This is a genomic window from Kocuria sp. UBA1838, assembly GCF_002338785.1.
GTDB classification, from domain to species: Bacteria; Actinomycetota; Actinomycetes; order Actinomycetales; family Micrococcaceae; genus Kocuria; species Kocuria marina.
Genome location: NZ_DDIY01000015.1, coordinates 228,128 through 242,174 on the forward strand (window position 1 = coordinate 228,128; position 14,047 = coordinate 242,174).

A 14,047-nucleotide genomic window follows, 5' to 3' on the forward strand; every position below is an offset into this window, starting at 1 on the left:
CGGGACTGGGCCTGCCAGCCCTCGTCCGCAGCCACCACGAAGCACACCACCGGAGCCGGGCCCACACCGGCAAGCATGTTGCCCAGGAACCGCTCGTGCCCGGGGACGTCCACGAACGCCACATGCCTCCCCGAGGGCAGCTCGGTCCACGCGAACCCGAGGTCGATCGTGAGCCCGCGTCGCTTCTCCTCGTCCCACCGGTCCGGTTCGATCCCCGTGAGTGCTCGGACCAAGGTGGACTTGCCGTGGTCCACGTGACCGGCCGTGGCCACGACGTACATCAGCCCACCTCCGCGAGCGCCGCGCGCACGGCGGCGAGCAGGTCGGTGTCCCGCTCCTCGGGGACGCAGCGGGGGTCCACGAGGCACGCGCCGTCGTGCACGCGCGGCAGCACGGCTGGCGTGCCGAGACGCAACGGGCGCGCGGCGGCCTCCGGGAGCCGCACGGCCCAGCCGGGCAGCGGGACACCGGGAGCACCACCCCCACCCACGCGACCATCGTGCTCCACGACGTCGGCCCCCACCGCGGCGGCCAGGGCCTCCGCGCGCTCACGCACGCGCTGCGGGTCCGCGTGCAGGGCGCTCGCGACGGGGGTGGGACCGCCCCGCAGGGTGGCCTCGAGGGCGGCGAGGGTCAGTTTGTCCGCGCGCACGGCCCGGGCCAGCGGGAAGCGCGCAAGGCGGCGGATCGTCTCGGTGCGCCCGAGCAACAGACCCGCCTGGGGCCCGCCGAGCAACTTGTCCCCGCTCGCGATCACGGCGTCCGCGCCGGCCTCGAGCGCTTCCGACAGACTCGGCTCGTGGGGCAGCGCGGGATCCGGCGTGAGCAGGCCGCTACCCACGTCCACCACGAGCGCCACCCCGTGCTCGTCCGCGAGCGCCCGCAGCTCCCCGAGCGGCACCGAGGACGTGAAGCCGTCCACCCGGAAGTTGCTGGGGTGGACCTTGAGGATGCACCCGGTCTCCGGACCCATGGCGTCCCGGTAGTCGGCGCGGTGCGTGCGGTTGGTGGTCCCCACCTCGCGCAGCCGCGCACCCGTGGATTCCATGAGGTCGGACAAGCGGAACCCGGCACCGATCTCCACGAATTCGCCCCGGCTGATCAGGACCTCGCGCCCAGCGGCCAGCGCGGTCGTGGCGAGGACCAACGCCGCGGCACCGTTGTTGACGATCAGCGCATCCTCGGCGGCGGGGCACGCGTCGAGCAGTGCCTGCCGCGCGGCGACACCCCGGCCGGAGCGCTGCCCGGTGGTCAGGTCCAGTTCCACGTCCACGTAGCCGGAGGCGTCCTGCAGGGCCTGGCGGGCGGCATCGGAGAGCGGAGCGCGGCCCAGGTTGGTGTGCACAACCACGCCCGTGGCGTTGAGCACCGGGGTCAATGAAGACGCGCCGCGCGCCGAGAGCTCGGTGACGACGGCGCTCGCGACGTCCTCGGGCGCGATCTCCCCCGCGCGTGCCCGGGCCTGCGCGGCCGTGATCGCGGCCCGCACCGCCGCGGCCCCCAGCCCGGCTCCCACGGACCCGATGCGAGGATCCGCGAGCAACCGGTCGGTACGGGGGATGCGGCTGCGGGGATCCGCTGCACTCACGGCAACTCCTCGGGATCTGTGGCGGGCGAGTGCTCAAAAAGTGGCGGAGGCGGACGGGAATCGAACCCGCCAGACCGAGCTGCTCGGTCTCACCGGTTTTGAAGACCGGGGCGCCCACCAGGACACGTACGCCTCCGGGAGCGAATGTATCACCGCACTCGGACGCCCTCGGTCGTCATGCCCCAGTAGCCTGTCCGTCCCCACTCCTAGACTGGACGCATGACTCCCGAAGCCGCCCGCCCGTCCACGACGTCGCACCCGTCCGGGACCGGGATCGGCCGTCTCACGAGCTACGCCCACGGCGGTGGCTGCGCCTGCAAGATCCCGCCGGGCGAGCTCGAGGACGCCGTCAAGGGACTCACGGGCCAGAACCCCCCGGACGTCCTCGTGGGCCTGGACGACGGCGACGACGCCGCGGCCGTCCTCGTGCGCCCCGACCTCGCGGTGCTCTCGACCGCCGACTTCTTCACCCCCGTGGTGGACGACGCCCGCGACTGGGGCCGGATCGCCGCGGCGAACGCACTGTCCGACATCTACGCGATGGGCGGCGCCCCCGTGGTCGCGATCAACCTCGTGGGCTGGCCCCGTGAGCTGCTGCCCATGAGCCTAATGTCCGAGGTGCTGCAGGGCGGCCTGGACGTGGCCGCGCTCGCGGGCTGCCCCGTGATCGGTGGGCACTCGATCGACTCCCCCGAACCCACGTACGGCATGGCGGTCACCGGTACCGCAGATCCCGAACGCCTCATGCGCAACGACGCCGCCCGGCCTGGTCTGCCCATCACCCTGACCAAGCCGATCGGGGTGGGACTACTCAATAACCGGCACAAGACCACGGGCGAGGTGTTCCCCGCCGCGATCGAGACCATGACCGCGCTCAATAAGGATGCGTCCCGCGCAGCCCTTGCGGCCGGGGTGCGTGCGGCAACGGACGTGACCGGTTTCGGTCTGCTGGGCCACCTGTACAAGATGTGCCGGGCCTCCGGGGTGGCCGCCACGCTCGACGCCTCCGCGGTTCCGCTCGTCGACGGCGCCGCGGACGCCCTGCGGGACGGTTTCGTCTCGGGTGGTACCCGCCGCAACCTGGACTGGGTGCGGCCGTTCCTGTCCGCGGGATCGGGAATCACGGAGGACCAGCTGCTCCTGCTCGCGGATGCCCAGACGTCGGGCGGACTGCTCGTGGTCGGGGAGGTCCCCGGCTATCCCGTGATCGGGGAGACCACCGAGGTTCCCGCCGACGGCGATGCGCTCATCACCGTGCGCTGAACGCGCCGCTCAACTCAACCCGTCGCGCGAACCGGTCGTCCGACCGGTTCGCGCGACGGCATGCGCGGTCGTCCCGAGCATGTGTTCGCACGTGAGCGGGACAGCCCTCCGCCTCGGAAGACTCAGCCGGCGGTCGTGATCGAATCGTCGGTGATCCCGGCGGCGCGGCGCTTCTCGAGCCGGTTGCGCTGCGGGATCACGGTGTACCGGGGGTCCTTCACGGATTCCTTGCCGGCCCAGAACACACCCCAGCGTGTGAGCGCGGAGGACGTCATGAGGGCGAGTCCCGAGGCTGCGGCGACCCAACGGCGTCGTCCGCCGAGCAGAGCGCCCGCGCCACCGATGACCGAGAGTCGTTCGCTCCAAGTGAGCCACGCACCGGGCTTGCCCTGTTCGAGCGGTTCCACGGAGACGGGGTCCATCGAGCGCTTCATGACGTGCATGGCCGCGAGCTCCCCCGCGACCCCGGCCACGGCGAAGAACCGTGCGGGGCCGGTCTCCGCCACGGGCGTGGTCACGAGCGCGAAGCCCCCAGCTGCCAGGGACGCGGAGCCGACGAACACGAACGGCAGGTGCGCGTGCATCTCGTGCCATGTGGGCACTGCGGTGTCCCCGAGCAGCACGGCGGTGTAGGCCGCGAGCGGCGCTCCGAGAACGCCGGAGGCCACGCTCGTGGGCAGCTCGAGCGCGTGCAGCACCGGGCGCAGGGGGCCGAGCGGGAGGCGTTCATCCGTCATCCGGTCCACCTCGATCGCGGCGGCCACGCCCGCGTTGGTCGCGAAACCCGCAAGCAACCACGAACCCAGGCTCATGGGCGAGGTGGGCTTGACCGTGCGCATCATGTGCAGGAACCGCTCGGGGCGCCCGAGGTCCGCGACGAGCGCCACGGTCCCGAGGCTCGCCGCTCCCAGTGCGCCCAGGCGACCGTTGCGACGCAGTGCGGGCCGGTCCGTGAAGTAGCCGCCCAGGGACAGCAGCGCGGAACCACCCGCGAGACCGCCCAGGAACAGGTAGGACGCGATCTTGGAGTCCCACGGCGGGGCCTTGACGATCGGGCGGCCGTAGTAGGACCTGAACTCGGGCTCCGGCACCACGGGCACTTCGCGGGAACCGTCACCGCCACCGCGGCGGAAGGCTCCCCCGCCCGGGGTGCGGTTCTTGCGGCGTCGTTTGCCGCGCGGCTCCTGCGGCGGACGGTAGGCGTCGTACGGGGAAATGCTCATGAGCGATCACCCGCCGTGAACGCGACCGCGCCGAGCGCCAGCATGCCCACCACGGCCATGCCCGCGCGCTTGAACATGCGCGGCAGGTCAGCCGTGGGGACGCGGGGATCCGGCGGCAGGCCGTACACCTCGGGCTCGTCGAGCAGCAGGAAGATGGACCCGGTTCCGCCCACGCCGTCCTTGGGGTTGGCGCCGTAGAGCCGCGCCTCGGTCTTGCCCTGCTCGTGCAACTGGGCGACCCGCTTCTGGGCCGACTCGAGCATGCTCTCGCGCTCGCCGTACTTGATGGAGGTGGTGGGGCACGCCTGCGCGCACGCCGGGGTCTGGTCGTCCTTCATACGGTCGTAGCACAGCGTGCACTTCTGGGCGATCCCGTCCTGGGGGACCTTCACGGTGTCCGGCATGGGAGCCGCACCGCGCTGGTTCTTGGGCTCCACGAGGCCGTCGTCGCGGCGCTCAATCACGCCGAACGGACAGCCGGCCACGCACGTCCCGCATCCGTTACAGATGTCCTCCTGGACCACGACGGTGCCGTACTCGGTGCGGAACAGCGCGCCCGTGGGGCACACGTCCAGGCACCCGGCGTGGGTGCAGTGCTTGCACACGTCCGAAGACATGAGCCAGCGGAAGTCCGGGGTGTCCAGGACGGGGGAACCGTCCTCGCCGGTGCCCGCGGCTGCGCCGCCCGCCCCACCGGAGGAGCAACCGCAACCGCCCGTGGATCCGCAGCCACTGGCCGCGGGCGCGGTGGTCGCCGAGGACGGGCCCGCGCACCCGGACCCAGCGGCATTGTTCACCGGCGCGGCCGAACCGCACGCGCACCCACCGGACGACGGCGCGGGCGACGTCTCAGGGGGCCCCACCCGCGGCATCCCCAGGTTCACCAGGGCGCGGCCGGACTCACGGGCCTCCTCGATGCGGTCCTGGGTCTGCTCGATGAAGGCCACGTGGCGCCACGTGTCCGCGCCGAGCCCGCCCGTGTTGTCGTAGGAGGAACCCAGGATCTCGTAGTCCGAGTCCACCGGGTTGCGGTTCCACTCCTTGCACGCCACCTCGCAGGCCTTGCAGCCGATGCAGATGGAGGTGTCCGTGAAGAACCCGCGCCGCGGGTGGGAGTGCTCCCAGTAGGTGTCTTCCTCGAAGGCCGAGGTGGGCGTCATCCGGTCCGTGCTCACTTGTCTTCTCCCTGGTCCGTCGTGGCGGTCCCCGCCGTGTAGGCCGTGGACCGTCCGGCGACGTCCCCGGTGTCGCGTGCTCGCAGCGGATCGTCGTTCAGCTCGCGCTCCGGATCCGTGATGCGCTCCATGCCCGTGCGCACCGTGAGGCCCGCTCGCTGCTGGTACTCCCGCACCAGTTCGTTGCGCTGCGCACCGCGCGGCCGCCGCCCGGGAAGGATGTCGCACGAACCCGTCTTGAAGTTCTGGATCTGCACGTTGGGGTCCAGCGTGATGCCCAGCAGGTCGTTCGCGCCGTCACCGGTGACCACCGCGTCCGTGCCCGCACCCCAGTGGTAGGGCAGACCGATCTGGTGGATGGTTTTGCCCCCCACCGTGAGCGGGGTCATCCGGTCCGTGACGAGCACCCTGACCTCTATGGCCGAACGCGGTGAGACGATCGTGGCCCACCCGTACGGCTCCAGCCCCTTCAGCTCCGCGAGCTCGGGTGAGATCTCACAGAACATCTCGGGCTGCAGCTCGGAGAGGTACGGCAACCACCGGCTCATGCCACCGGCCGTGTGGTGCTCGGTCAACCGGTAGGTGGTGAACATGAACGGGTAAACGTCCGTGCCCGGCGCCTTGCCGCTGGGTGCGGAGAGGTTGTCCTCACGCGGGAACATGACGCGTGTGGGACTCTGCTGCTGCGTGTACAGCGGGTTGTCCACGGGGGACTCCTGCGGCTCGTAGTGCGTGGGCAGGGGCCCGTCCATCATGCCCTTGGGTGCGAAGAGCCAGGCTTTGCCGTCCGCCTGCATGATGAAGGGGTCGTCACCGGCGAGCGCATCGGGGCCGCCCTGCTGCGGGTCGGGATGGCTTCCGGGCTCCCGGTCCAGCGGGAAGTCCGGATTGTCCTTGCCCGTCCAGGTGTGGTTCTCCTCGTCCCACCACACGAGCTTCTTGCGTTCGCTCCAGGGCTTGCCCTGGGGGTCCGCGGAGGCACGGTTGTAGAGGATGCGACGGTTCGCGGGCCACGCCCACGCCCACTCGGAGGCGATCTCGTCCTGCACCTGCCCGGGCACGCGCATGGCGGCGCGGTTCACGCCGTCCGCGTAGATGCCCGTGTAGATCCAGCATCCGCCGGCCGTGCTGCCGTCGTCCTTCATCTGGTTGTAGGAGCTCAGGGGCTTGCCGGCGTCCGGGCCCGTGAGGAACCGGCCGTTGATCTCGGCCAGGACGGCCTCGGCGTCCGGCTCCCCCTCCTCCGTGAGCGGGTAGTCCCACGTGAGGTCCAGCAGCGGCCGATCCCGTGGGTCCGTGGAGTCAGCGAGGCGTTCGCGGAGCCGCTTGCCCAGCTCGAAGAAGAACTCCAGATCGCTCTGCGCGTCCCCCGGCGGGGTGACCGCCTGGTGGCGCCACTGCACCAGACGCTGGGTCTGGGTGAAGGAGCCGGACTTCTCCACGTGCGTGGCCGCGGGCATGAAGAAGACCTCGGTGTCGATGTCCTCGGTCTTCAGCTCACCGGAGGCGATCTCCGGGCCGTCCTTCCACCACGTGGCGGACTCGATCATGTTGAGGTCCCGCACCACGAGCCACTTGAGGTGGGACATTCCCATGCGCTGCAGCCGCCCGTTGGCCGAACCCACCGCGGGGTTCTGCCCCAGCAGGAAGTACCCCTCCACCTGGTCCTTGAGCATGGACATCAGCGTCTGGTACGTGCCGTGGGCCCCGTTGATGCGCGGGATGTAGTCGTACGCGTAGTCGTTCTCGGCCGTGGCGGCGTCCCCCCACCACGACTTGAGCAGGTTGACGGCGTAAGACCGGGCGTTGGCCCAGTACCCCTTCTGGTTGGTAGTGCGGATCCCGTCCACGTAGTCGTCCAGGGTCTGCGCCGTCACGGACGGCATGGGCAGGTATCCCGGCAGGAGGTTGAACAGCGTGGGGATGTCCGTGGAGCCCTGGATGGTCGCGTGCCCGCGCAGGGCCATGATGCCGCCACCGGGGCGTCCCATGTTGCCCAGCAGCAGCTGCAGGATGGACGCCGTGCGGATGAACTGGGCGCCCAGCGTGTGCTGGGTCCACCCCACCGCGTAGGCGAAGCACGTGGTGCGGTCCCGGCCGGAATTCTCCGTGACCGAGTGTGCCAGGTACGAGAAGTCCTCCTCGGAGATGCCGCACGTCTCCCGCACCATCTCCGGCGTGTACCGGGAGAAGTGGCGCTTGAGGATCTGGAACACGGTGCGCGGGTGCTGCAGGGTCTCGTCCCGCTTGGGCGTGCCAGTGCCGACGGGGGCGCCGCCGCTGCCGAACTGCTGCCCGCCAGCCTTAGCACGCTGCTCATCACCCTTGGCGTGCTCCTCCGCGCCCTCGTGGCCGGAGCCATCGTCCTCGGTCTCGTAGGCCCACGACCCCAGGTGGTAGGAGCCGCTCTCCGGGTCGTAACCGGAGAACAACCCGTTCAGGTCCTCGGCGTCCTCGAAGTCCTCGCTGATCAAGGTGGAGGCGTTCGTGTAGGAGACCACGTACTCGTGGAACCAGAGGTTGTTGCTCAGCACGTAGTTGATCAGTGCACCCAGCAGCACGATGTCCGAACCCGCGCGGATGGGCAGGTGCTTGTCCGACACGGCAGAGGTGCGCGTGAACCGCGGGTCCACGTGGATCACGCGGGCGCCGCGTGCCTTGGCCTCAGTGACCCACTGGAAGCCCACTGGGTGGCACTCGGCCATGTTGGAGCCCTGGATGACGATGCAGTCCGCGTTGGCCATGTCCTGCAGGGACTGGGTGGCGCCGCCGCGCCCGAAGGAGGTTCCCAGACTGGGAACCGTGGCGGAGTGTCAAATCCGAGCCTGGTTCTCGATCTGCACAGCCCCCGCAGCCGTGAACAGCTTCTTGATCAGGTAGTTCTCTTCGTTGTCCAGCGTGGCGCCGCCCAAGGACGCGATGCCCATGGTGCGGCGCAACGGCCGACCCTGCTCGTCCGCGTCCTGCCAGCCTCGGCGCCGGGACTCGAGAAAGCGGTCGGCGATCATGTCGATGGCCGTGTCGCGATCCAGGGGCTGCCACTCGGCGGCGCCGGGCGCGCGGTACAGCACTTGAGTTTGTCGACCCGGCGAGTTCACAAGCTGCTCACTGGCGGAGCCCTTGGGGCACAGACGACCGCGGGAGATGGGAGAGTCCGGGTCACCCTCGATCTGAATGACGCGCTCGTCCTTGACGTAGACCTTCTGTCCGCAGCCCACGGCGCAGTACGGGCAGATGCTCTGCACCACGCGGTCCGCCGTGGCGGTGCGCGGGGTGATGTCACGGGTGCGTTGGGACTGCACTGCGGAACTGCGGCCGGTGTGATCTCCGGTCCGGAGTTGGCGGATGACCGGCCACTCGAGCGGGCTGAATCGGGACATATCGCAAGAATAGACCGTTTACCGCGCGCGTCCAGGTGTCAGGTGTGTCGCGACGGCGACGACCCGCGCGGCCCTCACGGCGGCATCGGCCCGGCTCATGCCGGGAATCGGCCCGCACGGCGACGACCCGTGGCGGCCGGGCGGCCACACGGGCCGCCCGGACGCCACGGGTCGTCGGTGGTCTGCGACGGCGTGTCGCGTCAGCGCTCGTCCATGGGGTCCACGGTCTGGTCCGCGCCGTCCCGCAACGAGCGGTTGACCTCGCGGTCGGCCTGCGGGTCCTGCACGAGGGCCTCGACCTCCGGGTCCTGAGTCTCGGAGGTGGTATCGAGCTCGGGGATCGTCTCCTCCTGCGCCACCTGCTCCACGTCGGCTTCCTCGGGGTGGGTCAGGGGATCCTCGTCGGCACCCCATTGGGCGTCGTCCTCCTCCCACGCGGAGTCCTCGTCACCGGTGGTGCCGATCAGTTCGTCCTCGCGGAACGTGTCGTCCGAGGCCTCGGGGTTGTCGAGCGGGTTGGGGTCCGGGATGGGCTGCGTCATGGGTTACTCCTTGCCAGGTTCTCGACGAGCGCGCTGTCACGCGCACGGTCAGACTACGGTGCCGCGGCCCCGCGCCTCCACCGGACCCCCGGCCGCTTCACGCGCAGCGGACCGCTCCGGGGCGGCTCACACGAGCGGCCACGGGTAGCGCATGCCGGAGGGGTCCTCCGGGAGCCTGCCCAGCAGCGCGAGGGCACGGGCACGACGACGCAGGGCACGCGTCTCCTCGGTCGTCAGCAGCTCGGTCACCTCCGGCGGTGCGCCGTTCTCGGCGAGCGCCGCAATGTCCGCCACGAGGTCCAGGGGCAAGGGGTCGCGCGCGAATTCCCAGATCACGGTGCGCAGTTTGAACGCCGCGGCGAAGCACAGTCCGTGGTCGATCCCCCAGACCCGCCCGTCCCAGCCGCGCAGGACGTGGCCGGATTTGCGGTCGGTGTTGTTGGTCAGCACGTCGAAGGCGGCCATGGCGCGCAGCACCGGGTGGGTGTCCGGGTGGTCCTCCACAATCGTGAAGTAGTGCTCCCGGGGGTCCGCGGCCACGAACATCTGCAGCGATCCCGTCCCGAACGGGGCGTCGTCCCGGATCACGGTGAGCGGGACGATCCCCCAGCCGAGCGCCTCGCTGAGCAGGTACGCGGCGCGCTCCCGGCGGTACAGACCTGGCGGGAAGTCGTGCAGGGGCCGCTCCCCGAGCTCGGGTTTGTAGATGGCCCAGCATGCCGTGTCCGAGTCCGGCGGACCGAACGACGTCGCTGCGGGAGCTGCGTTGTCGGGGTCGGGTGCCGCGACGGGTGAGTCGGCCGGAGCGGCGTCGTCGCCGATCGTGGGAGCCGAGCAGGCCTCGGCGGCTTCAGGGTCGGGGACCTCGCCGGCACGAGCGTCGCCGTCGGTGCCGGTGACTGATTGCGACGCCAGCGCGCGCACCTCCACGAGGAACGTCTCATTGCTGCTGCGCGCGAGCTGCCCGAGCAGCGTGATCTCCCCCGTGCGCAGCAGCTCGTCCGCTCGTTCCGCCCTCACGACGCCGCTCTCACGACGACGCCGTCCCGCCGCCCCCGCGCCCGCTCCGGGTCGCGCCGGACCGGCCCGTCACGACGCCACCAGCTCCCGCAAGGAATCCCGTGTGGAGTTGACCGTGAGCACCACCGGATTCGTGTCGTCGCCGGAGGGCTCATCCGCACCGTCGGGCGCCGCGGGATAGGACAGCACCGAGATCGAGCATGGCCCCACGCTGAGCCGCTGGAAGTTGTCCAGGGGCGTGCCCATCGCGTGGGCCAGCAACCCGCGAATGGGGTCCGCGTGGGAGAAGCACACCACGGTCCCACCGGGGTGGAACGTGCACAGGCGCTGCACGGCATCGACCATGCGCTGCTGCATCTCGGGGAAGCTCTCCCCGTCCGGGAACCGGAACGCGGAGGGATTGTGTTGAACGGTGCGCCACTCGGGCAACCGGTTGAGGTCGTTGAGCGCGCGCCCCGTCCATTGCCCCACGTCGAGCTCCAGGAGCGCGGGGTCCTCGCGGACGGGCAGACCCAGCAGCTCGGCACTCGGCTGGGCGGTCTCCCGCGCGCGTTCGAGCGGAGAGCTGTACAGCGCGCTCACGGTCAGTTCCGCAATCCGCTCGGCCGCGGCGCGCGCCTGCTCCCACCCCTGCTCGGACAGGTGCAGTCCCGAGGAACGCCCCGGCAACAGCTCACCCGTCGTGGGGGTGCGGCCGTGACGCACGAGCAGGACGGTGGTCGATCCGCGGGAGTCGCTCATGCTTCGTCAGCCTAGAACGCACCCGCCCCCGCGTCACGGGCCCCGCCCCGCACGGCTCCCCGCCCGTCACACGGCGTCACCGAACCGCCCCGGGGGCTCGACGCCGCCGCCCACCGGGCGTAGCGTGACGCGCGTGAACGCCCAACCTGACATCCGCACCCTGGGTGACCTGCGCGCGTCGGGTCATGAGCTGAAATCCCTGCGCCGGGAGATCCGCGACAACTTGCTCGCGGCGCTCGCCGCGGGGGAGAACCCGTGGCAGGGACTGCACGGCTTCGAGCGCACCGTGATCCCCCAGTTCGAGCGCGCGCTGATCGCGGGGCACGACGTCGCGCTGCTGGGTGAACGCGGCCAGGGCAAGACCCGCTTGCTGCGCACCCTGCCACGGCTGCTGGACGAGTGGACGCCCGTGATCGCGGGCTCCGAACTCAACGAACACCCCTACGAACCGCTCACCGCCGAGTCCACCGCGCGGATCGCCGCGGAGGGTGACGACCTACCGATCACGTGGCGCCATCGCGACGAGCGTTACGTGGAGAAGCTGTCCACCCCAGACACGTCCGTCGCGGACCTGATCGGGGACGTGGACCCCATGCGGGTCGCGGAGGGGCGGCGGCTCGGGGACCCCGAGACCATCCACTACGGGCTGATCCCGCGCGCGAACCGCGGGATCGTGGCGCTCAACGAACTACCTGACCTGGCCGAGCGCATCCAGGTGGCCCTGCTCAACGTCATGGAGGAGCGGGACATCCAGATCCGCGGCTACGTGCTGCGCTTGCCGCTGGACGTCATGGTCGTGGCCTCCGCCAACCCGGAGGACTACACCAACCGCGGCCGGATCATCACCCCGCTCAAGGACCGCTTCGGGGCGGAGATCCGCACCCACTACCCGCTCGAACTCGAGGATGAGATGGCCGTGATCCGTCAGGAGGCCGAACTCACCGCCGAGGTCCCCGACATCATCCTGGAGATCCTGGCCCGGTTCACACGACAACTGCGTGAATCCAGCGCGGTGAACCAGTCCTCGGGTGTCTCCGCGCGCTTCGCGATCGCGGGAGCTGAAACCGTGGCGGCCGCCGCCCGGCACCGCGCCACGGTGCGCCCCGGTGACCCCGCCGTGGCCCGGCTCGTGGACGTGGACACCGCGGTGGCCGTACTGGGCGGGAAGGTCGAGTTCGAATCCGGTGAGGAAGGCCGCGAGGACGACATCCTGGAGCACTTGTTGCGTACCGCGACCGCCCAGGCCGTGCGGGAACACTTCCGTGGCTTGGATCTCTCTCCCCTGGTCGCCGCGTTCGACGGTCAGCGCACCATCACGACCGGCGAACGCGTGGGCGCCCAGGAGTTCCTCGACGCCCTGCCCGCCCTCGAGGACTCCGAGCTCTACGACCGGTTGGCCGAACGCGTGGGCGGTGAGGGGCCCGGGTACCGCGCGACCGCCGTCGAACTCGCCCTCGAGGGGCTGTTCCTGACCCGGAAGCTCTCCAAGGAGTCCGGCGACGGGGAAACCGTCTACGGATAGGCCTCCCATGCGCACACCCCGGCATTCTTCACGGTACGGTCGTTACTCCGGCGGCCCCGATCCCCTGGCCCCACCCGTGGACCTCGGGGAGGTCCTGGACGCCGTGACCGAGGACGTCATGGCCGGCTACTCCCCCGACCAGGCCCTGCGCGAATTCCTGCGCCGCGGCGGGCGTAACCAGCGCGGACTGGACGATCTGGCGCGCCAGGTGCATCAGCGGCGTCGGGACCTGCTGAGCCGGCACCGCCTGGACGGCACGGTGCAGGAGGCCAAGAAACTGCTCGACCGCGCGCTGCGCGAGGAACGCGATCAGTTCCTGCGGGACGCGCGCATGGATCCCACGGACCGGCAGTTCCGGGAGATGCGCCTGGACGCCCTGCCGTCCTCCACCGCGGCGGCCGTGACGGAACTGTCCGACTACGACTGGCAGTCGGACGCCGCACGGCGCAACTACGAACAGATCAAGGACCTGCTGGGCCGCGAACTGCTCGAGCAGCGCTTCGCGGGGATGAAGAACGCGCTGCAGAACGCCACGGACGAGGACCGCGCCGCGGTCTCCCGCATGCTCGAGGACCTCAACGAGCTGCTCGAGAAGCACGCCCGCGGCGAGGACACACCCGAGGACTTCGAGCGGTTCATGAACCGGCACGGGGACCAGTTCCCCGAGAACCCCCAGGACATCGACGAGCTCATCGACGCGCTGGCTCAGCGCTCCGCCGCCGCGCAGCGCATGATGCGGTCCATGACCCCGGAGCAGCGCGAGGAGCTCATGGCGCTGTCCGCGCAGGCGTTCGGTTCCCCCGAACTGATGTCTCAACTGGACCGCCTCGACGCCGCGCTGCAGGGCCTGCGTCCCGGGTTGGACTGGTCCGGTTCGGAGCAGTTCGAGGGCGATCAAGGCCTCGGTCTCGGGGACGGGACGGGTGTGCTGCAGGACCTCGCGGACCTGGACGCCCTGAGCGAGCAGCTGTCCCAGTCGTATGCGGGTTCCACGCTCTCGGACCTGGACGTGGCCGCGCTGGCCCGGCAACTGGGCGACGACGCCGCCGTCGCCGCGCGCACGCTCACCGAGCTCGAGCGCGCCATGCGGGACAGCGGCTACCTGCGCCGCGGCACGGACGGCGAATTGCGGTTGTCCCCGCGGGCCATGCGCAAGCTCGGCAAATCCCTGTTGCGCGACGCCGCCGGGAGACTTTCCGGTCGCAGTGGCCGCCGGGACACCCGGCTCGCCGGGGCCGCCGGTGAGCAGACCGGCTCGTCCCGCCCGTGGCAGTTCGGGGACGTGGAACCGTGGGACGTGACCCGCACGGTGACCAACGCGGTGACCCGCACGGCGGCGTCGGGCGCGGACCCGAGTGCGGGTCTCCAGATCGACGTCCAGGACATCGAGGTGCGCGAGACGGAGGCGCGCACGCAAGCGGCGGTGGCGCTGCTCGTGGACACGTCCTTCTCCATGGCGTTGAACGGGCGCTGGGTCCCCATGAAGCGCACGGCGATCGCCCTGCACCAATTGATCTCCACCCGCTTCCGGGGTGACGCACTCGAACTCATCACGTTCGGCCGCTACGCCCAGACGATGGACATCGGGGAGCT

Annotated in this window: 11 protein-coding genes and 1 tRNA gene; 3 read left to right on the forward strand and 9 right to left on the reverse strand. The window is 70.6% G+C overall.

Annotated elements, in window-relative coordinates; genetic code table 11:
* The 3 genes from B3I25_RS07920 to B3I25_RS07930 form a co-directional block, all read right to left on the reverse strand.
* Positions 1 to 281: GTP-binding protein (locus tag B3I25_RS07920; RefSeq protein ID WP_286738524.1), on the reverse strand; the 281-nt coding region annotated here is incomplete at its 3' end.
* A complete protein-coding gene (gene selA, locus B3I25_RS07925; protein WP_193518822.1) occupies positions 281 to 1,588 on the reverse strand; it encodes an L-seryl-tRNA(Sec) selenium transferase in 1,308 nt (435 codons plus the stop codon). The genes selA and B3I25_RS07920, both read right to left, overlap by 1 nt.
* Positions 1,589 to 1,629: 41 nt before the next feature.
* A tRNA-Sec gene (locus tag B3I25_RS07930) sits at positions 1,630 to 1,724 on the reverse strand.
* A gap of 83 nt (positions 1,725 to 1,807) precedes the next feature.
* Here B3I25_RS07930 and selD point away from each other — a divergent pair.
* Positions 1,808 to 2,851, forward strand: coding sequence for a selenide, water dikinase SelD (gene selD, locus B3I25_RS07935; RefSeq protein ID WP_286738525.1), 1,044 nt, complete (start codon positions 1,808 to 1,810; stop codon positions 2,849 to 2,851).
* Between the two features lie 122 nt (positions 2,852 to 2,973).
* On the opposite strand, the gene nrfD is transcribed toward selD, so the two are convergent.
* The 6 genes from nrfD to B3I25_RS07965 form a co-directional block, all read right to left on the reverse strand.
* The gene (gene nrfD, locus B3I25_RS07940) at positions 2,974 to 4,074 is read right to left on the reverse strand and encodes an NrfD/PsrC family molybdoenzyme membrane anchor subunit (protein WP_286738526.1); all 1,101 of its coding nucleotides are present in this window, start codon (positions 4,072 to 4,074) and stop codon (positions 2,974 to 2,976) included.
* A complete protein-coding gene (locus B3I25_RS07945; protein ID WP_286738561.1) occupies positions 4,071 to 5,234 on the reverse strand; it encodes a 4Fe-4S dicluster domain-containing protein in 1,164 nt (387 codons plus the stop codon). Before B3I25_RS07945 ends, nrfD begins: the two co-directional genes overlap by 4 nt.
* An 11-nt stretch (positions 5,235 to 5,245) precedes the next feature.
* A complete protein-coding gene (gene fdh, locus B3I25_RS07950; RefSeq protein ID WP_286738527.1) occupies positions 5,246 to 8,629 on the reverse strand; it encodes a formate dehydrogenase in 3,384 nt (1,127 codons plus the stop codon).
* 200 nt (positions 8,630 to 8,829) lie between these two features.
* Positions 8,830 to 9,171 (reverse strand): hypothetical protein, encoded by a 342-nt coding sequence (locus B3I25_RS07955; protein WP_035965408.1) that lies wholly within the window; start codon positions 9,169 to 9,171, stop codon positions 8,830 to 8,832.
* Positions 9,172 to 9,297: 126 nt separating this feature from the next.
* Positions 9,298 to 10,191: an SCO1664 family protein gene (locus B3I25_RS07960; RefSeq protein ID WP_286738529.1), complete on the reverse strand. Its 894-nt coding sequence runs from the start codon at positions 10,189 to 10,191 to the stop codon at positions 9,298 to 9,300.
* A gap of 69 nt (positions 10,192 to 10,260) precedes the next feature.
* Positions 10,261 to 10,932 (reverse strand): histidine phosphatase family protein, encoded by a 672-nt coding sequence (locus B3I25_RS07965; protein WP_286738531.1) that lies wholly within the window; start codon positions 10,930 to 10,932, stop codon positions 10,261 to 10,263.
* 133 nt (positions 10,933 to 11,065) lie between these two features.
* Between B3I25_RS07965 and B3I25_RS07970 the strand changes: the two genes are divergently transcribed.
* Both B3I25_RS07970 and B3I25_RS07975 read left to right on the forward strand, forming a co-directional pair.
* Entirely contained in the window at positions 11,066 to 12,454 is a 1,389-nt protein-coding gene (locus tag B3I25_RS07970; RefSeq protein ID WP_131332556.1) for a sigma 54-interacting transcriptional regulator, read from the forward strand.
* Positions 12,455 to 12,461: 7 nt separating this feature from the next.
* Positions 12,462 to 14,047: vWA domain-containing protein (locus B3I25_RS07975; RefSeq protein ID WP_286738533.1), on the forward strand; the 1,586-nt coding region annotated here is incomplete at its 3' end.

Excerpts from the sequence above, each read along its gene's own strand:
- nrfD (WP_286738526.1), bottom strand. The coding sequence starts at position 4,074 with ATGAGCATTTCCCCGTACGACGCCTACCGTCCGCCGCAGGAGCCGCGC.
- B3I25_RS07945 (WP_286738561.1), bottom strand. The coding sequence starts at position 5,234 with ATGACGCCCACCTCGGCCTTCGAGGAAGACACCTACTGGGAGCACTCC.
- selD (WP_286738525.1), top strand. The coding sequence starts at position 1,808 with ATGACTCCCGAAGCCGCCCGCCCGTCCACGACGTCGCACCCGTCCGGG.
- B3I25_RS07955 (WP_035965408.1), bottom strand. The coding sequence starts at position 9,171 with ATGACGCAGCCCATCCCGGACCCCAACCCGCTCGACAACCCCGAGGCC.
- B3I25_RS07965 (WP_286738531.1), bottom strand. The coding sequence starts at position 10,932 with ATGAGCGACTCCCGCGGATCGACCACCGTCCTGCTCGTGCGTCACGGC.